Here is a 19,197-nt window from a genome sequence, read left to right as displayed (position 1 = left end):
CCCCGCCAGGAGGGAGACCTCGTGTTCACGATGCTGCTCGCCCATCTGGCGGCGGCGCTCGTGGCCCCTCTCCTGGTGCGTTGGATCGGCCGCAGCGCCTTCTACCTGCTCGCCGCCGTGCCGGCCGGCTCCGCGCTCTGGCTCGCCGGCCTGGACCCCGGCTCGCTCACCGAGTCGCCCCGGGAGCAGTCGGTGCCCTGGATCCCGGCCCTCGGCATCGACCTGGCCTTCCGCCTGGACACCCTCAGCTGGGTGCTCACCCTCATCGCGACCGGGATCGGCGCGGTGGTGCTGGTGTACTGCGCGCAGTACTTCAAGGACACCGAGCCCGGGCTGGGCCGCTTCGCCGGGGTGCTCACCGCCTTCGCCGGCGCCATGGTGGGCCTGGTGCTCGCCGACGACGTGATGATGCTCTACACCTTCTGGGAGCTCACCACCGTCTTCTCCTACCTCCTGGTGGGGCACTACCAGGACAAGCAGGCCTCGCGCCGTGCCGCGCTGAACGCCCTGCTCTCCACCACCGCCGGCGGCCTGGCGATGCTGGTGGGCCTGCTGATGGTCGCCGCGCCCGCCCGCTCGCTGCGGCTGTCGGCGATCGTGACGGATCCGATGTGGCAGGACGCCGGGCCGTACCTCATCACCGCGGTGCTGCTGATCCTGGTGGGCGCCACCAGCAAGTCCGCGCTGGTGCCCACCCACTTCTGGCTGCCGGGGGCGATGGCGGCCCCCACCCCCGTCTCCGCCTACCTGCACGCGGCCGCGATGGTGAAGGCGGGCGTGTACCTGATCCTGCGCCTGGCGCCGGCGCTCACGCACCTCGAGCTCGTCTCCATGGTGCTGGCCGCGGTGGGGGCGGCGACGATGCTGGTGGGCGGCTGGCGGGCGCTGCGGCAGACGGACATCAAGCTGCTGCTGGCCTACGGCACCGTCTCCCAGCTGGGCTTCCTCGCCGCGGTGGCCGCCCCCGCCACGCACGACGCGGTGCTCGCCGGGCTCGCGATGCTCCTCGCCCACGCCGTGTTCAAGGCGCCGCTGTTCATGGTGGTGGGCATCATCGACAAGAAGTTCGGCACCCGTGACCTGCGGATGCTCTCGGGAGTGGGCCGTGCGGCCCCGGTGGTCGCCGCCGTGGGCGTGCTCTCGGCGGCGTCGATGGCGGCGGTGCCGCCGCTGTACGGATTCGTGGCCAAGGAGTCGCTCTACACCGCCCTGTGGATCGCCGGCGGCTGGCAGCGGCTGCTGCTGGCCGCGCTGGTCGCCGGGTCCGTGCTCACCGTCGCGTACTCGTGGCGGTTCGTGCGCGGCGCGTTCGGCGCCGCGCCCGGTGCCCCGCGCGTGCGCACCCCCCGGATCCCGGTGCTGTTCTGGCTGCCGGCCGCGCTGCTCGCCCTGTTCTCGCTCGGGCTCGCCGCGGCCGCCGGGCCGCTCGAGGAGGTGCTGCGCGCCGCCGCCGCGGTGCTGCCCGAGGGCGAGCAGACGGTGCATCTCGCCGTGGTCCCGCACCTCGGGGTGCCGCTGCTGGCCTCCGCGCTGACCCTCGCCCTGGGCGCCGTGCTGTGCGTGGGCGCCCGGCCCGTCGCCGCGCTCCAGAAGCGGCTGTCGCCGCAGTGCTGGGCCGACGGGCCCGTGCTGGAGGCGCTCGACGCCGAGCGCGGCTTCCGCCGGATGCTGCGCCTCACCGATGCGGCCTCGATCGTGGTGACCACGCTGTTCCAGCGAGGCTCCCTGCCCTACACCCTGGGCACGATGCTGGTGGTGCTGATCGCCCTGGTGACCCCGGTGGCGCTCACCCACTCCACCCCGCCGGACAACCTGGTGCTGTTCCAGCACCCGCTGGAGCTGGTGCTGCTGCCGGTGGCGGCGCTCGCCGCCGTGGGCGCCGCCCGTTCCCGTCGGCGCCTGCGCGCCGTCTTCCTGATCACCGTGACCGGCTACTGCGTGGCGCTGCTGTTCCTGGTGGCCGGTTCGCCGGACGTCGCGATCACGCAGGCGCTGGTGGAGACCGCGATGACGGTGGTGCTGGTGCTGGTGCTGCGGCGGCTGCCGATCCACTTCTCGCGCCGGCCGCTGCGGATCGGCGCCTGGGGGCGGTGGGCGATCGCGATCGGCACCGCGGTGGTGCTGTGCGGCGGCACGCTCTACGCGGCCGACGCCCGCAACCGCGGCGCCCTGGGGCCCGGCCTCATCGAGACCGCCTACACCGTGGGCGGCGGGCACAACGTGGTCAACGTGACCCTGGTCGACGCCCGCGTGTGGGACACGATGGGGGAGATCTCGGTGCTGCTGGTGGTCGCCACCGGCGTGGCCTCGCTGATCTTCGTCACCCGGCGGGAGCGGCCGATCGCCCGGGTGCGGGACCTGCAGTCCACCACCTCCATCTGGCGGCGGCGGGTGGACCCGGCGCTGCCGCAGAACGCGCTGGACTTCGACGCCCGCCCGGACGACGTCGCCGGCGGCAACCGCTGGCGCACCTGGCTCTCGGCGGGGCTCACGCTCGCCCCGGAGCGGCGGATGGTGCTGCTGGAGGTGATCACCCGCATCGCCTTCCCGATGATGATGATGTTCTCGGTCTACCTCCTCATGGCCGGGCACAACCTGCCCGGCGGCGGCTTCGCCGGCGGTCTCGTGGCGGGCCTCGCCCTGGCGCTGCGCTACCTGGCTGGCGGCCGGTACGAGCTCAGCGAGGCGGCCCCGGTGCAGGCCGGGCTGATCCTCGGCGGCGGCATGGCGATCGCCGTGCTCGCCGGGGTGCTGCCGCTGCTGGTGGGCGGCACCGTGTTCGCCACCGCCACCCCGGTGGTGCACGTGCCGCTGCTGGGGGAGCTGCACCTCCCCAGCGCCCTCATCTTCGACGTGGGCGTGTACCTGGTGGTGGTGGGCGTGATGCTTGACTTCCTGCGCTCGCTGGGCGCCCAGATCGATCAGCAGCAGGAGGCGGAGTCCGATGCCCGTTAGCCTCGCCCTGCTGCTCACCGCCGGCGTGCTCGTCGCGTGCGGCGTCTACCTCGTGCTCGAACGCACCCTCTCCCGCATCGTGCTGGGCTTCGTGCTGCTGGGCAACGGGGTGAACCTGCTGTTCATCATCGCCGCGGGCACCCCCGGCCTGCCGCCGTTCGAGGGCAGCGGGGACCCCGAGGAGATGACCGATCCGCTGCCCTTCGCGATGGTGCTCACCGCGATCGTGATCTCGCTGGGCATCACCGCCTTCGGCATGGCGCTGTCCTACCGCGCCTGGCAGCTGTTCGGCCACGACGAGGTCCCGGACGACGTCGAGGACCGCCGCGTGCTGCGCCGGCGTCGCCGCCGCACCGAGGACGCCGAAGCGCTGCCCTGGTCGCAGGCGCTCTCCGAGGAGTCGCGCCGCGGCGCCCTCGCCCAGTCCCAGGGGATGGTCCCCGCCGAGGAGGAGGACCCGCTGAGCGCCGACCTGACCAGTGCGGAGGACGTCCCGCAGGACGCCACCGAGGCCGACGAGGGGGAGGCATGAGCATCGAGCTGCTGCTGGCGCTGCCGGTGATGCTGCCCCTGGCGGGCGCCGCGTTCACCCTGCTGCTGCGCCACTACACCCGGATCCAGCTCTGGGTCGCGATCCTCACCCTGGTCGCGATCTTCACCGTCTCCCTGGTGCTGGGCTACCACGTGATCCAGAACGGGGTGCTGGCCCTGCAGATCGGGAACTGGACCCCGCAGCTGGGGATCGTGCTGGTGGCGGACCGGCTCACCGCGCTGATGCTGCTGGTCTCCAGCTTCGTCACCCTCGCGGTGCTGGTGTACTCGAGCGCGCAGACCGTGAGCGAGAACGTGGAGCGCACCCCGGTGGCGATCTACCACCCCACCTACCTGGCGCTCGTGGCCGGGGTGTCGATGGCGTTCCTCGCCGGGGACCTGTTCAACCTCTACGTGGGCTTCGAGGTGCTGCTGGCGGCGAGCTACGTGCTGCTCACCCTGGGCGGCTCCGCCTCCCGGGTGCGGGCGGCGACCACCTACGTGATCGTCTCGCTGCTGAGCTCGGTGATCTTCCTGGCCGCGGTGGCCGGGGTGTACTCCGCCGTGGGCACCGTGAACCTCGCCGAGATGGCGGTCCGGCTGGATGCGCTCCCGCCCGGCACCCGCATGATCCTGGAGCTCACGCTGCTGGTGGCCTTCGGCATCAAGGCCGCGCTGTTCCCGCTCAGCGCCTGGCTGCCGGACTCGTACCCCACGGCGCCCGCCCCGGTCACGGCCGTGTTCGCGGGACTGCTCACGAAGGTGGGCATCTACGCGATCCTGCGCCTGGAGACCCTGCTGTTCCCCGCCTCGCAGACCTCCACCCTGCTGCTCGTGGCCGCGGCGCTGAGCCTGGTGATCGGGATCTTCGGCGCCGTCGCGCAGACGGACCTCAAGCGCGTGCTCTCCTTCACGCTGGTCTCCCACATGGGCTACATGCTGTTCGGGATCGGGATGACCACCCAGATGGGGATGGCCGCGACGATCTTCTACGTCGCCCACCACATCACCGTGCAGTCCACGCTGTTCCTGGTGGCCGGTCTGATCGAGCACCGCGGCGGCACCACGAACCTGATCCGGCTGGGCGGGCTGCAGAAGCTCGCCCCGGTGCTCGCGGTGCTGTTCTTCGTGCCCGCCATGAACCTCGCCGGGATCCCGCCGTTCTCCGGGTTCATCGGCAAGGTGGGGCTGATCGAGGCGGGCATCGCCTACGACCGCACCTCCGGCTGGATCCTCATCGGCATCAGCGTGCTCACCAGCCTGCTCACCCTGTATGCGATCGCGAAGATCTGGAACCGCGCCTTCTGGCAGGAGCCCAGCGAGGAGATAATCGCCCGCCAGGCGCCGCTGCCGCGCGTGATGGGCGGGGCCACCGCCGCGATGATCGTGTTCTCACTGGGGCTGTCGGTGCTGGCGGGCCCGCTGATGACGTACGCGGACGAGGCGGCGAGCTCGGTGCTGGAGCGGGCCCCGTACGTGAGCGCGGTGCTGGGCGAGCCGGCGGCCGAGCAGCTCGAGTACCGGATCGACGACGCGGGCCAGCGGCTCGACGGCGAGGGCCGGGAGGTGGACGAATGATCGCCCGGCGACTGACCGACCTGCGCCGCTCCTGGCTGTGGATGCTGCTCTCGGTGGCGCTGTGGTGCCTGCTCTGGGGCGCGGTGGACCTGCGCACCGTGCTGGGCGGGGCCATGGTGGCGGTGCTGGTGTTCGCGCTGTTCCCGATGCCGCCCACCGGGCACGAGCTCACGCTGCGCCCGCTGCGGTTCACCCTGTTCGTGCTGCGCTTCCTGGTGGACTGCGCGATCTCGGCGGTGCAGGTGGGGTACTTCGCGCTGCGGCCCGGCCCGCAGCCGCCCAGCTCCGTGATCGCCGTGCGCACGGCCTCCCGCTCGGACTTCTTCCTCACCTTCACCGGGGTGCTGTGCACGCTGATCCCCGGCTCGGTGGTGGTGGAGGCGCAGCGCTCCACCGGCATGCTCTTCCTGCACACCTTCAACGCGGGCACGCCCGAGGCGGTGGAGCGGGCGCGGCGCGACGTGCTCGCGCAGGAGGAGCGCCTGCTCTGGGCGGTGGCGCGCCGCGAGGTGCTCGAGGAAGCGGGGCTGCGATGAGCGCCTTCGAAATCCTGCTGCTGGTGTGCGCGGCGGTGCTCGCCGCGGCGGCGCTCGCGGTGACCTTTCGCATGATCGTGGGCCCCACCATCCTGGACCGTGCGATCGCGAGCGACTCGCTGGTCACCCTGGTGGTGATGGGGATGGCGCTGTACGCGGCGGGGACCCGCACCACCTGGGCGGGGCCGGTGATGCTGGCGCTGACGGGGCTGGCCTTCATCGGCACCGTCACCTTCGCGCGCTTCGTGGCCCGCGAGGACCTGCACCGGGGCGTGCAGCGCCCCCACGTGGAGGAGCCCGCCACCGAGACCGCCGCGCACGAGGCGGTCCACTTCGGGCCCTTCGCGCAGGAGCCCGCCGGACCGGAGCACGCCGACGCCGCCGACGGCCCGGTCGCGGGGGCCGACGGCCCGGTGAACCGGGCGGGCGACCTCTCCGGCCTGGGGGCCGCGTGGGCGGCGGACGCCGCGCACGCCTCGCCCTGGGGCGAGGAGGGCTCCGCGCGGTGGGGCGAGGAGACGGAGACGTCCTCCCCCGGGAGCGAGGACGAGGAGGCACCCGCGCGAGGGGGCCGGGACGAGGAGCCCGAGGGGCCGACGGGGGGAGCGCGATGACACCGGTCGAGATCGTCTCCGGCGTGCTGATCGGCGCCGGGCTGCTGCTGGGCGTGGTCTCCGCGGTGGGGCTGAACCGCTTCGACGGGGTGCTGATGCGGATCCACGCCGCCTCGAAGCCGCAGGTGCTGGGCCTGATCCTGGTGTTCTCCGGGGCGGCGCTGGCGGCGCGCTCCTGGACCCTGGCCGGGCTGCTGCTGGTGGTGCTGCTCGCCCAGATGCTCACGGTGCCCGTCTCGAGCGTGATGGTGGGCCGCGCCGCCTTCCGGCGCGGCTTCGTGCGCGGCGGCGACTACGCGATCGACGAGCTCAGCCCCCGGCTGGCCGATGCGGGGGACGAGGACGACGACGAGGACGGCTTCCTCGACGAGGAGGGCGACGACCATCGCGGCATGATCGACGGCGCCCAGGACCGCTTCCCGGAGAACGTGGTCACCGTGACCTCGGAGCCCCTCACCGATCCGAACTGGGAGGAGCCCGAGGGCGGCGCGGACCGGGTCGAGGACGAGGACGTCATCGACATCGACCTGTACGACGAGACCGAGCGCGAGGCCGAGGAGGTCGCCGAGCGCGACGCCCGGCCCTGAGCAGGCCCGCTCAGAACAGTCCCACGGACTCCCCGGACTCGGTGAGGCCCATGCGCAGCGCGGCGGGCTCCCGGGGCAGGCCCGGCATCGTCATCACCGCACCCGTCAGCGCGACCACGAAGCCCGCCCCGATCTTCGGGACCAGGTCCCGCACGTGCAGCACGTGCCCGGTGGGGGCGCCCAGCGCCGTCGGATCGTCGGAGAAGGAGTACTGGGTCTTCGCCACGCACACCGGCAGCGTGTCCCAGCCGTTGCGCTTCAGCATCCGCAGCTGCGCCGGGGCGCGGTCCTCGAACACCACGTCGTCGGCGCCGTAGATCTCCCGGGCCAGGGTGCGCAGCGTCTCCTCGACCCCGGCGGCCGGGTCGTAGAGGTGGTGGAAGTCGGGGCGGTCGTGCTCGATGGCGGCGAGCACCTGCTCGGCGACGGCCAGCCCGCCCTCGCCGCCGTGCGCCCACACCTCGGACAGCGCCGCCCGGAAGCCCTGCTCCCGCGCCCAGCCGAGCACGGCCTCCAGCTCCGTGTCCGTGTCGGTGGGGAAGCGGTTCAGGGCGATCACCGGCTCGATCCCGAAGCGGCGCATGTTCTGCACGTGGCGGGCCAGATTCGCGGTGCCGGCCAGCGCCGCGTCGATGTTCTCGGCGGCGAGATCGGCCTTGGCCACCCCGCCGTGCATCTTCAGGGCGCGCACGGTGGCGACCACCACGGCGGCGTCCGGCGAGAGGCCGCCCAGGCGCGACTTGATGTCCAGGAACTTCTCCGCGCCCAGGTCCGAGCCGAAGCCGGCCTCGGTGACCGTGATGTCCGCGAGGGAGAGCGCGAGCCGGGTGGCGGCCAGGGAGTTGCAGCCGTGGGCGATGTTCGCGAACGGCCCGCCGTGCACCAGCGCGGGCGTGCCGCCGAGGGTCTGCACCAGGTTGGGCAGCAGGGCGTCCTTGAGCAGCATCGTGATCGCGCCGCCCACCCCCAGATCCGCGACCGAGACCGGGTCGCGGTCGTAGGTGAAGCCCACCACGATCCGGTCGATCCGGGCCTGCAGGTCCTCCAGGTCGGTGGCCAGGCACAGCACGGCCATGATCTCGGAGGCGACCACGATGTCGAAGCCGTCCTCGCGGGGCACGCCCTGGGCGGGGCCGCCCAGGCCGATGGTGATCTTCCGCAGGGCGCGGTCGTTGACGTCCACCACGCGCTTCCACTGGATGCGGCGGGGGTCGATGTTCAGGGCGTTGCCCTGGTGGAGGTGGTTGTCCACCAGCGCTGCGAGGGTGTTGTTCGCGATCTGGATGGCGTGGAAGTCGCCGGTGAAGTGGAGGTTGATGTCCTCCATCGGCACGACCTGGGCGTGCCCGCCCCCGGTGGCGCCGCCCTTGATGCCCATGATCGGGCCCAGCGCCGGTTCGCGCAGCGCCACCATCGTGCGGTGCCCCTGCAGCGAGAAGGCGTCCGCCAGGCCCACGGTGGTGGTGGACTTTCCCTCGCCGGCCGGGGTGGGGCTCATCGCGGAGACCAGCACCAGGCGGCCGGTGCGCCCCGTCGGGGTCATCCGGCGCACGTCCACCTTGGCCTTGTGGGTGCCGTAGGGCACCAGCGCCTCGGCCGGCACCCCGGCCCGCTCGGCGATCTCGGTGATGGGCTTCAGCGTCGCCGCCTGGGCGATCGCGAGGTCCGGGTTCTCGGCAGACATCATCGTCCTCCACGGTTCTCGAGCGCCCGGGGGTCACCCGGGCGGGGTCGTCTCCCAGCCTACGGGGGCAGCGGCTGGTGGGAGGGGGAAATCATGTCGAGCGAGCACCCGGGGTACGTTCCTCGCGTTCGGCGGCTCGTCACCCGTTCGTCGGCGGGAGGTCCCCGGGCGCTCGCACGGCCGCTCTACGGTGCGGGCATCCGCGTGTTCGCCACAGCGGTCGGCAGCGCCGACCCGGCCCCGGGAGCAGCCATGACCAGTGAGACCGTCCAGGATCCCGCCCTCACCGCACCGTCCACCACGCAGGCGGCCCCGCGCAGCCCGCTGGAGTCGCTCGGGCTGCGGGGACGGGCGCTCAAGGCTGGCAACTGGATCGCCGTCGCCCTCGGCATCTACCTCCTGATCACCGCGGTGAACGTCATCGGCGACGGCTTCAAGGCCGCCACCGGCGGTCAGGCCGAGGAGCTCTTCGCCTTCGCCGAGAACCCGATCGTCGCCCTGATGATCGGGGTGCTGGCCACCGGTCTGATCCAGTCCTCCTCCACCACCACCTCGATCGTCGTGGGCCTCGCCGCCGGCGGCCTGCCCATGAGCATCTGCATCCCGATGTTGATGGGCGCGAACATCGGCACCACGCTCACCTCGACCATCGTCTCGCTCGGCATGGCCCGCGATCCGGAGTCCTTCCGGCGCGGCTTCGCCGCCGCGAGCGTGCACGACATGTTCAACCTGCTGGCCGTGGTGCTCCTGCTCCCGCTCGAGCTGCTCACCGGGTTCCTCGAGCGCAGCTCCGCCTGGCTGTCGGCCCAGATGGTCGGCTCCGACGGCGGCGTGGTCGCGGTGGTCTTCGGCGGCCTCGGGGCCGTCGTCTCCGCGATCACCGAACCGCTGGCGACATTCATCGGCGTGCTCGTGGGCTGGATCCCGCAGCCGTGGTCCGGGATCCTGCTGATCGCGATCGGCATCGCCCTGATCCTGCTGGTCATCAACGCCATCGGCGCCCTGCTGAAGGTGGTGATGGTGGGGCGGGCGAAGCAGGTGCTGCACGGGGCCATCGGCCGCGGCCCGCTCTCCGGCATCTTCTCGGGAATGCTGGTGACCGTCATGGTGCAGTCCTCCTCGACCACCACCTCGCTGATGGTGCCGCTGGCGGGCTCGGGCACCTTCTCGCTCAAGCAGATCTACCCCTTCACCCTCGGCGCCAACATCGGCACCACCATCACCGCTCTCATCGCCGCGTTCGCGTTCACCGGCGTGGAGGCGTCCTTCGCCCTGCAGGCCGCGATCGTGCACCTGAGCTTCAACATCGTGGCCACCGCGCTGATCTACGGCGTGCCGTTCCTGCGCCGTCTCCCGCTCTCCGGCGCGGTGCTGCTCGGAGAGCTCGGCGCGAGGAACAAGCTGTACGTCCTCGCCTGGGTGCTCGGGGTGTTCGTGGTGCTGCCGGCCCTGCTGATCCTCGCCACCGTCGTGCTGTGACCCCGCCGACCGACCCCACCCCAGGGAGCTGCTCATGACCACCGTCCCGGACCCCGACCGTCCCGACCCGACCGAGCCGGACCTCCCCGTCGAACAGCGCCTCGAGCGCCTCCTCCTCGAGGCCGAGGAGTCGCTGCGGGCGCTCCACGAGGAGCTCGCCGCGCAGCGCACCCACCTCCGCCAGCACCAGGAGATCGAGAGGCTGCCCGAGCACCTGGCCAGAACCAGCAGCAAATGGGCCGGGATCCGCGTCTTCCTCGACGAGCTGGTGGCGGACTTCCGCCGCCTGCGCGGCGCGGAGCCCGGTGAGGACGCCGCCGGCAGGAGGGACGAGGATGCGTGATCTGCGCCGGGCGCCCGCCGCCCTGCTCACCGCCGGCCTGGCCCTCTCCCTCGCGGCCTGCGCCGCGCAGGGGGAGGAGACCCTCACCATCGGCGGCTCCTCCACCGTGCAGCCGATCACCGAGCTCGTCGGCCGGGAGGCCGGCATCGCCGTGGACGTCGCGGCCGAGGGCACCCTCGACGGCTTCGAGCGCTTCTGCACCGGGGAGACCGACGCGAACAACGCCTCCGAGGCGATCCCGCAGGAGTACCTGGACCTGTGCGCCGAGAACGGCATCGAGTTCGTCGAGCTGCCCCTCGGCCTGGACGCGATCTCGCTCGTGCGCCACCGCGACAACGACCAGCTGCGCGATGTGAGCCTCGAGGAGCTGCAGCGGCTGTGGGAGCCGGGATCCACCGTCACCCGCTGGTCGGATCTGCGCGAGGACCTGCCGGACGAGGAGATCGTCCTGCACGGCCGCGGGGAGGGCTCCGGCACCTTCGAGTTCTTCACCCATCACGTCACCGGGAAGGCCGGGCAGATCCGCGAGGACTACCGCGCCACCGACGATCTCGACGAGATGGCCGAGCTGCTCGCCGAGGAGCCGTACGGGATCGGGTTCATGGGCGTGGGGAACTATCTGGGGGCGGACGACGAAGCCCTCGCGCAGCTCTCCACCGTCTCCGTGGACGGGGTCGAGCCCTCGCTGGAGGCGGCGCAGAGCGGCGAGTACGCGCCGCTGACCAGGCCGTTGTTCCTGTACGTCAACGCGGACAGGCTCGAGGAGAGTGACACCCTGCGCGAGTTCGCGGAGGCCTACGTCGACTCCGCGTACGAGGTCATGCCGCGGGTGTTCTTCTACCGCCTGCCGGAGGAGTCGTACACGACGGTGCGGGAGCGCCTGGACGCACGGGAGACGGGGTCGCTGTACGAGGGCGATCCGTTCCGGGAGGAGTCGGTGGTGGAGCTGCTCGAGGGGTCCTGAGGAGCTCTTGCCGCGGGCCGGGCCTGCGCGCAGCAGTGCCCGAACGCACGAGAACCCCCGCCGCGGCGGGGGTTCTCGCTGTGGTGGCTCCGACCGGCGTCGATCCGGTGACCTTTCGATTTAGAGATCGCCGCTTTCGGGGGTTTCTGCGGGATGCCATGATCTTCGATCACTGCTGGTCAGAGGTCGAACCCAATGTCAGGCTCTTCTGCGCTCTGTCGCTGAATCTGCGGAGTAGATGCGGGATCCTGGAGCAGTCTCAGCCGGGCCGCTCGTCCCGGCGGCAGGTCCTGCCGTGTCAGTGCCGCATCGCATACTGAGCACATGGTCAAGAAGGTTACTCCCGCGCAGCTCAGAGCCGCGGTGAACAAGGCGCAGCGCCAGCAGAAGCAGGCGATCGACAAGTACAACCGCGAGGCTCGGCGCTACAACGCGGCGGCCAAGAAGGCGGTGAACGACTACAACCGCGAAGTACGGGCGTACAACTCCAAGGCCCGCGCCCACAACGCCAAGGTGGAGAACCAGCGGCGCAGGCTCGACCAGGAGGTTCGGCGGCTCAACTCCCGTCCGGCGGCGACGACCTTCGTCACCTACCGCTCCTCCGTCGAGACGCTGACTCGGACGTACACGGCGACCGAGGAACGACTGGCCGGGCGGACGGTCACGCCGGCAAGCCGCGAGCTCGTCGACCGCGGCAGCGAGGAGGCCGCCAACAGCACCTACCTGCTCAACGCCATGGACGGCGACGGCGCGCCCGAGGACGACCCCACCGAAGACGAGCTGCGCGGACCGAGCATGCAGGAAGAGCTCGGCGCATTCGGCCACGACCTCGTCGACCGATGGACGGGTGCGCTCTTCTCCCTCAGCCCCAGCAACCCCGACGCCGCACGCCACTTCTGCACCAGTGCACGCGAGGTGCTCATCGCGATGATCGACGGTGCGGCACCGGACTCAAGCGTTGCCGAGGCCGACCCTTCCTGCGACCGGACCGACAAGGGGGTGCCGACCCGTCGGGCCAAGGTCAGCTACCTCCTGCGGCGCAAGGGCATCGATGAGGGGTCCATCGAGGATCTCGTCGAGGAGGACATGAACAACGTCCTGGGGCTCTTCCGCGAGTTCAACAACGGCACCCACGGGCACGCCGGCCGGTTCACGATCACGCAGCTGAGCGCCCTGCGCATCCGGGTCGAGTCGGCGATCGGCTTCATCCACACTCTCTGCGTGGTCTGAGCCCCGGGATGTCACGTCACAAGTACCCCTTGGGGACCGTCGAGGTCGCCTCGGACACGAGGCGGAATGTCACGTTCCTGATACAGCAATAGGTGTAAAGTCCCTGATACAGGAGACTATCGCGACGAGCAGGAACGAGCACACATGGCCGAGTCGGCAGAGGCATCCAGGAAGACCACGGCGAGGATCGTCTGGGACACCGCGGACAAGTACCTGCGCAACATCGTCGATGAAGAGGACTACGGCGACTACATCCTGCCGTTCACCGTGCTCCGTCGCCTGGAATGCATGCTCGCCGACAGCAAGGACGACGTCATCAAGTACGTCGACGCCTTCGCCGGCATGCCCCAGCACCTCATCGACATCGCAGTCAAGGACCGGTTCGGTCTGGGCTTCTACAACGTCTCGCCGCTCGATCTCGCGACCATCGCCTCGGTCGACGACAACGTGGACAAGTCGCTCAAGAGCTACATCGACGGGTTCTCGAACAACATCGCCGACATCTGGGTCTCGTTCGACTTCAACCGGCGCGCGAAGGTGCTTGCCGATGCCAACCGTCTGCACGCCGTCGTCAAGCACTTCTCCACGCTCGACCTCAGTCCGAACAGCCTCAGCGACACGAGCATGGGCGACGTGTTCGAGGACGTCATGTACCGGGCCTTCAACAAGAAGGGGAAGGCGGCGGGCAACTTCTACACCCCGCGCGACGCGATCCGCCTCATGGTCGACGTGCTCATCAGCAATGACGACGACACGATCGCCGCCGACCACGCCGCACGCTCGGTCTACGATCCAACGGCCGGCTCGGGCGGGATGCTGCTGATCGCCCAGGAAGCGCTGAAGGGAACCAATGGCAAGGTCGACGTCACGCTCTACGGTCAGGAGCTCATGCCGTCTGCGTTCGCGCTAGGCAAAGCCGACCTGCTGATCCAGGGCGGTCGCCCCGACGCGATCAAGAAGGGCAACACCCTCGTCGAGGACCTCTACGCGGATCAGACGTTCGACTACGTGCTCTCGAATCCGCCGTTCGGGATCGACTGGGAGGTCGAGGAGGAGTCGGTGCGCGAACAGGCGAAGATCCCGGGCTCGCGATTCAGCCATGGCTTGCCTGGCACCTCCGACGGTCAGATGCTGTTTCTGGCGCACTGCGCGTCGAAGCTCAGCCCAGCAGGCAAGAACGGCCAGGGCGGGCGGGCCGCTGTGGTCTCGAACCAGTCGCCGCTGTTCAACAGCGATAACGGGCCGAACTCGATCCGCCAGTGGCTGCTCGAGGAGGACCTCATCGATGCGATCATCGCCCTGCCCACGAGCATGTTCTACGGCACCGGCATCGCGACCTACGTCTGGATCCTCGACGCGAACAAGGACTCGGAGCGCAAGGGGAAGATCCAGCTCATCGATGGCTCCGGACAGTGGGATTCGCTCCGAAAGCCCATGGGCGACAAGCGCCGCGAGGTAGGCAAGGACCATCGGGCCAAACTGCTGGAGGCCTACAAGGCGTTTGAGTACGCGGATCCGACGATCTCGCGCGTGATGACGCCCGAGGACTTCATGTTCCGCGACGTGCCCGTGTACAAGCAGGCACGGTTCGCGACGCGCTTCAGCGAGGAAGCTGTCGAAGCCGTCGGCGGTCGCCGGGACTTCGCCGAAGGGCACGAGGCGATCATGCGCTCCCTCGACGGCACCGCTTGGAACGACTTGCCGAAGGCGTTCCTTCTCGCTGCGAAGGCTGCCGGGCTGAAGGCCCCGGTAGGCCTGATCGATGCGGTCATGAAGGCGATGGCGGTGCCGGATGATTCAGCACCTCTGGCCGTGGACCGGAAGGGCAAGTCAGTGATCGTCCCGGGCTGGAAAATCACGGAGCGCGTGCCGCTCAGCGAGGACCTGAACGACCACATGGAGCGCGAGGTTCTGCCGTACGCGCCTGGTGCGCAGTGGGACGAGAATAAAGCTAAGCACGGCACCGACATCCCGTTCACCCGGATCTTCTACGTTCCCGAAGAGCCACGGCCCCTCGCGTCAATCGACGCTGATGTAGAGAGACTCATGGCTGATCTCGCAACTGCGTTCAAGGGTGTGAGTGAAGAATGACCTCGGCGAGGTTGAAGTTTACGGTCGCAGTCATTGCAGGGCAGTCGCCGGCCTCGAGCGATGTTCAGGATCTAGCTGAAGGGCAACCTTTCCTTCAGGGCAAGGCGGAGTTTGGGGCCACTCATCCGGAGCCGCGATACGAGTGTTCGGTAGCTACAAAAGTTTGCGCCCCTGGCGACACTCTTATCTCGGTTCGAGCTCCCGTGGGTAGTGTCAACGTTGCGGATCAGGTATACGGGATGGGGCGGGGTTTGGCAGCTATTCGTGCCATCGATGTGCATCCTGGATTTCTTCGATGGGTCCTCGAGGACGCGGAACGATTCCTCCAGGCCGAGTCAACTGGGAGTACATTCAAGGCAATTACTGCCTGGCACATCGGTGAAATTCCCTATGTTAACCATGATCTAGAGTCGCAGAAGAAGATTGCTGAACACCTTGATTCTGAGAGCGCGAAGATTCTTTCGCTTGTCGACAAGCTGGGCGATCTTAGTAGTCTCTTGCAGGCGCGTCTCCGCGAACTGGGCACGTTGTCTGTCCTTGGTCTGAGCCCTGCTCAAGACGCGATTGCAGTGGATGTTCACTCGCCACTTTCGGGCATTCCCGAGCACTGGGATCGCACCAAGTTCGGCTACGACTTCACCGAGAGTGCCGAGCGCAACGGTGAAAATCCGCCGGGCCCGCTGCTCTCGATCTCCGAGTATCGGGGCGTAGAGCTGAACACCCGCACCGAGGGCCAGCAGGCCTCGCTCGACGTCTCGAAGTATCGGGTCGTGCGACCGGGTCAGCTCGCCGCCAACATGATGTGGCTGAACCACGGTGGCCTCGGAGTGTCGCCGCTGACTGGGTACATCAGCCCGGACTACAAGGCGTTCTGGATCTCGGACCGCTTCGAGCCTCGCTACGTCCATCACCTCTTTCGGAGCTCGCGGTACATCGACTACTTCGCCGCGATCGCGACCGGTGTGCGCCCTAACGCCCAGCGCGTGACGAAGACGGTCCTGGACGCGACCCCGGTCCCGCTGCCGCCCCTGGACGAGCAGATCAGGATCGCCGACGAGCTCGACGAGGCGGCCACGCGTGTCGATGCCATGCTGGCGAAGGTCGCCGATCTCAAGTCCCTGCTCCTCGAGCGCCGCGCCGCGCTCATCACCGATGTCGTGACCGGACGGAAGGAAGTCGCATGAGCCACGCGCAGTTGATGGAACGAGAGTTCGAGGAGAACCTCTGCGCAGAGCTCGCCGAGCGCGGCTGGCTGTACGAGGGCGACGGCAAGCCGACCGGCTGGGACGTCGGGCTTGCGATGATGCCTGCCGACGCGCTGCACTGGCTGGCCACGCAGTACCCGGACGAGTACGAGAAAGCCGTCCCCGAGGACCTCGTCGGCGAGCAGAAGGCCGGTGCCGAGAGGAAGCTCCTCGACCACATCATTAAGGAGCTCGCCAAGGCGACGCGGATGGACCCGACGACCGGGCACCCCGTCGGAGGTCTCCTCGGCGTGCTGCGCAAGGGCTTCTCCTACGCCCAGATGGGCCGTCCGACGGCGAAGTTCGGCCCGATGATGGCCTTCCCGCCGGCGAACCCGAACCTGACCGAGGTCGTCGAGGCGGCCGACGCCGTGAGGCTGCGGGTCCTGCGCCAGGTGCGCTTCGACACGAAGACCAACGAGAGCATCGACGTGGTGCTCCTGGCCAACGGCCTGCCGATCGTGACGCTCGAGCTCAAGACGGACAACACGCAGACCGTCAACCACGCGATCCGCCAGTACAAGGAGGACCGCAAGCCGGGCAGGAGCAGGCCCCTCCTTGCCCCGGGCCGGGCGCTCGTCCACTTCGCGGTATCCAACGACCTCGTCTACATGACGACCAAGCTGCAGGGCGGGGACACGGCGTTCCTGCCCTTCAACCAGGGGAACGACGGACACGAGGGCAACCCGCCGTCTGCGACCGGCTCGTCGACGAGCTACCTCTGGCGCGAGATCCTCGCGCGACCGACCTTCATGCGTATTCTCAAGGACTTCGCCCTCTTCGAGCCCGGCAAATCCGGGAAGAAGGATGACGGTCGGCTCGTCTTCCCGCGCTTCCACCAGTTGCGGGCCGTCGAGCGCGTTGTCGCCGACGTTGAGGCGAACGGCCCCGGTAAGCGCTATTTGATCTGGCACTCGGCGGGCTCGGGCAAGACGAAGACCATCGCTTGGCTCAGCCACCGCCTTATCCGCCATATGAGCGCCGACTCGAAGTCGACGTTCGACTCGGTCATCGTCGTCACCGACCGCACGGTTCTTGACGAGAACATCCGCGACGACATGAACCTTGTGCAGTCGAGCAAGGGCCTCGTCGTGGCTGTGGGCGAGAAGTCCGGCGCGAAGTCCCCGCAGCTGAAGAAGGCACTCATCGAGGGTGACCACATCATCACCTGCACGCTGCAGACCTTCCCCGAGGTCATGGAGCTCATCGAGGACGCCGAGGAGCTGCGCGGCCGGCGCTGGGCCGTCGTTGCTGACGAGGCCCACTCCTCGCAGTCGGGGTCCGCTGCCAAGCAGCTCAAGGAGCTGCTAGTCGACGTCGAGGTTGCCCCTGACGAGGAGATCAGCGCGGACGACCTCATGGCGGCCAAAGACTCTGCCATCGCGGCATCGGCCAACATCACCTTCGTCGCCCTCACCGCGACCCCGAAGGCGAAGACCTTGCGACTGTTCGGTACTCAGCGCGACAACCGCTGGGAAGCCTTCGACACCTACACGATGGCGCAGGCGATCGAGGAGGGCTTCATTCTCGACGTCCTCACCAACTACTCGACCTACGACATGTTCCTCCGGGTGAAGAACACGCTGGAGGAAGAGGAATCGGAGAGCGAGATCCAGGTCAACACCGGCGAGGCGGTCTCGAGCATCGTCCGGTACGCCCGGCTCCACCCGACCGCGATCGCGCAGAAGGTGCGGGTCGTCGTCGAGCACTTCCGGAGAAATGTGCAGCCGCTCCTCGATGGGCAGGCCCGGGCCATGGTCGTGACGAGCTCGCGGATGGAAGCGCTGAGCTGGTCGCGGAAGATGGATGCGTACATCGCCGAGAAGGGCTATGACCTGCACACACTCGCAGCGTTCTCGGGCTCGCTCACGGACGATGACGGGGAGAGCGTCACCGAGGTGTCGGTAAATGGCGTGGGCGATGTGGGCAGGGCTTTCCGGGAGCAGGGCGTCTACCGCGTCCTCATCGTCGCGAACAAGTTCCAGACGGGCTTCGACGAGCCGCGCCTGATGGCGATGTACGTCGACAAGAAGCTCTCCGGCGTCGCCACTGTGCAGACGCTGTCCCGTCTGAACCGCATCTACCCGGGCAAGACCGCGCCGATCGTTGTCGACTTCCGCAACACGCCGGCCAGTGTTCAGGACGATTTCAAGCTCTACTATTCGGACGCCCACGTCGCCGGAGACGTCGACCCGAACGCGCTGATCACGGTGGGCGAACGTTTGGACACCGCAGGGCTCTATACGCACGAGGAGATGGAGGCGGTCGCCGACGCCTTCCTCTCGGTGCTGGGCGGCGAGGTGATCGCCAAGGCACTGTCACCGATCAAGAACCGGTGGAACGGCCAGTGGAGGCGGGCCGTGCTGTCGAAGGACAAGAAACGGAAGGAAGAGCTCGAGGCATTCCGCGCCGACGTGCTCGGGTACCGCAACGCCTGGCAGTTCCTCAGCCAGATCGTCGACTACCAGGACCCGGAGCTGCACCGGCGCGCCATCCTCGCGACCCTTTTGGGCCGGAACCTGCACGCCGACGGCGACGATCGTGACGACAGCTTCCTCGAGGGCGTACAGCTCTCGGGCGTGAAGCTCGTCCCGTCCGCCATCGAGGAGGACCACTCGCTAAGCGAGGGCAGCTCCGAAGCGATCAGGCTGCCGGTCTTCGACGGCGAGCACGGCGGCAGCGCCGCTCCGAAGCGTGGGCCGCTCGACGAGGCCATCGACAAGGTCAACGAGATGTTCAGGGCCAAGGGCGTGGACGTGAGCCCCGAGAGCGTCTCAGGCTTCATCACGACCTTTTGGGGGTTCCTCGACGACAACGAGGAGGCCGTGGCGATGGCGAAGAACAACACCGTCGCCCAGCTCAAGGCGTCCGAGGGCTTCAGCGGTGCAGTGGGCCTCGCGGTCCTGAAGACGGTGAACGAGTCGAAGGAGATCCAGTCCTACATGACCGACCCCGGCTTCATCGATCAGATCGCCGACATCGCAGCGGACGCGCTCCATGCCCAGCACCGATCCGACGCAGATGCGGGCACCGATATGGAAGGTGCGTGATCATGGGCGAGACGGAGGAGGTCGGCCTCGGTGACGTCATCCGCGAGGCCCGGAAGAAGCAGGGATGGTCGCAGGCGGAGCTCGGGGAGAGAGCCGGCCTATCACGCCCGACCATCGCGAGGATCGAGGCCAACAACGACGTCACTACCGCCACCATCGCCAAGATCGCGCAGGTGCTGGGCCTGAGGCTCGAGCTGAAGGGCGGCGACTGAGGTTATGCGATGGCGCTTCTTGCGCGGGCCTCGCGCACAACTCGGACCGCTGGCGGACGACCGTGCTACGGCTGGGCCGAACCCCGACCATGCGTGGAA

General features: G+C 69.0%; 15 protein-coding genes. 14 read left to right on the top strand and 1 reads right to left on the bottom strand.

What is annotated here, in order from left to right; genetic code table 11:
- Positions 1-30 precede the first annotated feature (30 nt).
- From DWV08_RS10395 to DWV08_RS10370, 6 genes are read left to right on the top strand one after another with little or no spacing between them, the layout of a single operon-like run.
- Positions 31-2,955: a Na+/H+ antiporter subunit A gene (locus DWV08_RS10395; RefSeq protein WP_115414989.1), complete on the top strand. Its 2,925-nt coding sequence runs from the start codon at positions 31-33 to the stop codon at positions 2,953-2,955.
- Positions 2,945-3,487: a Na(+)/H(+) antiporter subunit C gene (locus tag DWV08_RS10390; RefSeq protein ID WP_115413713.1), complete on the top strand. Its 543-nt coding sequence runs from the start codon at positions 2,945-2,947 to the stop codon at positions 3,485-3,487. Before DWV08_RS10395 ends, DWV08_RS10390 begins: the two co-directional genes overlap by 11 nt.
- The gene (locus DWV08_RS10385; RefSeq protein ID WP_115413712.1) at positions 3,484-5,064 is read left to right on the top strand and encodes a Na+/H+ antiporter subunit D; all 1,581 of its coding nucleotides are present in this window, start codon (positions 3,484-3,486) and stop codon (positions 5,062-5,064) included. Before DWV08_RS10390 ends, DWV08_RS10385 begins: the two co-directional genes overlap by 4 nt.
- Positions 5,061-5,600, top strand: a complete 540-nt coding sequence (locus DWV08_RS10380) for a Na+/H+ antiporter subunit E (RefSeq protein WP_115413711.1) — start codon at positions 5,061-5,063, stop codon at positions 5,598-5,600. Before DWV08_RS10385 ends, DWV08_RS10380 begins: the two co-directional genes overlap by 4 nt.
- On the top strand, positions 5,597-6,214 hold the full coding sequence (locus DWV08_RS10375; RefSeq protein WP_115413710.1) for an MrpF/PhaF family protein: 618 nt from the start codon (positions 5,597-5,599) through the stop codon (positions 6,212-6,214). The genes DWV08_RS10380 and DWV08_RS10375 overlap by 4 nt, the downstream gene beginning before the upstream one ends.
- Positions 6,211-6,801 carry a cation:proton antiporter gene (locus tag DWV08_RS10370; protein ID WP_115413709.1) on the top strand — a complete coding sequence of 197 codons (591 nt, stop codon included), beginning with the start codon at positions 6,211-6,213 and terminating at the stop codon, positions 6,799-6,801. Before DWV08_RS10375 ends, DWV08_RS10370 begins: the two co-directional genes overlap by 4 nt.
- 10 nt (positions 6,802-6,811) lie before the next feature.
- On the opposite strand, the gene DWV08_RS10365 is transcribed toward DWV08_RS10370, so the two are convergent.
- Positions 6,812-8,485 carry a formate--tetrahydrofolate ligase gene (locus DWV08_RS10365; protein ID WP_115413708.1) on the bottom strand — a complete coding sequence of 558 codons (1,674 nt, stop codon included), beginning with the start codon at positions 8,483-8,485 and terminating at the stop codon, positions 6,812-6,814.
- A 252-nt stretch (positions 8,486-8,737) separates the two neighbouring features.
- Between DWV08_RS10365 and DWV08_RS10360 the strand changes: the two genes are divergently transcribed.
- The 8 genes from DWV08_RS10360 to DWV08_RS10325 all read left to right on the top strand — a co-directional run bounded on the left by DWV08_RS10360 (position 8,738) and on the right by DWV08_RS10325 (position 19,098).
- Positions 8,738-9,964 (top strand): Na/Pi cotransporter family protein, encoded by a 1,227-nt coding sequence (locus tag DWV08_RS10360; RefSeq protein WP_115413707.1) that lies wholly within the window; start codon positions 8,738-8,740, stop codon positions 9,962-9,964.
- A 34-nt stretch (positions 9,965-9,998) separates the two neighbouring features.
- Complete coding sequence (locus DWV08_RS10355; RefSeq protein WP_115413706.1) at positions 9,999-10,307, top strand: hypothetical protein; 309 nt, start codon at positions 9,999-10,001, stop codon at positions 10,305-10,307.
- Positions 10,300-11,271: a substrate-binding domain-containing protein gene (locus tag DWV08_RS10350; protein ID WP_115413705.1), complete on the top strand. Its 972-nt coding sequence runs from the start codon at positions 10,300-10,302 to the stop codon at positions 11,269-11,271. The genes DWV08_RS10355 and DWV08_RS10350 overlap by 8 nt, the downstream gene beginning before the upstream one ends.
- Before the next feature lie 324 nt (positions 11,272-11,595).
- Positions 11,596-12,501 (top strand): pPIWI-associating nuclease domain-containing protein, encoded by a 906-nt coding sequence (locus DWV08_RS10345; protein WP_115413704.1) that lies wholly within the window; start codon positions 11,596-11,598, stop codon positions 12,499-12,501.
- Between the two features lie 144 nt (positions 12,502-12,645).
- Positions 12,646-14,592 (top strand): type I restriction-modification system subunit M, encoded by a 1,947-nt coding sequence (locus DWV08_RS10340; RefSeq protein WP_115413703.1) that lies wholly within the window; start codon positions 12,646-12,648, stop codon positions 14,590-14,592.
- A gap of 203 nt (positions 14,593-14,795) precedes the next feature.
- The gene (locus DWV08_RS10335) at positions 14,796-15,776 is read left to right on the top strand and encodes a restriction endonuclease subunit S domain-containing protein (protein ID WP_206516706.1); all 981 of its coding nucleotides are present in this window, start codon (positions 14,796-14,798) and stop codon (positions 15,774-15,776) included.
- Positions 15,773-18,886 carry a type I restriction endonuclease subunit R gene (locus DWV08_RS10330; protein WP_115413702.1) on the top strand — a complete coding sequence of 1,038 codons (3,114 nt, stop codon included), beginning with the start codon at positions 15,773-15,775 and terminating at the stop codon, positions 18,884-18,886. The genes DWV08_RS10335 and DWV08_RS10330 overlap by 4 nt, the downstream gene beginning before the upstream one ends.
- A gap of 2 nt (positions 18,887-18,888) precedes the next feature.
- Positions 18,889-19,098: a helix-turn-helix domain-containing protein gene (locus DWV08_RS10325; RefSeq protein WP_115414987.1), complete on the top strand. Its 210-nt coding sequence runs from the start codon at positions 18,889-18,891 to the stop codon at positions 19,096-19,098.
- Positions 19,099-19,197 lie beyond the last annotated feature (99 nt).

It is taken from the genome of Brachybacterium saurashtrense (genome assembly GCF_003355475.1).
GTDB classification, from domain to species: Bacteria; Actinomycetota; Actinomycetes; order Actinomycetales; family Dermabacteraceae; genus Brachybacterium; species Brachybacterium saurashtrense.
Note: the sequence above shows the minus strand (reverse complement) of the source record. Positions and strands in the feature narration are given on the sequence as shown.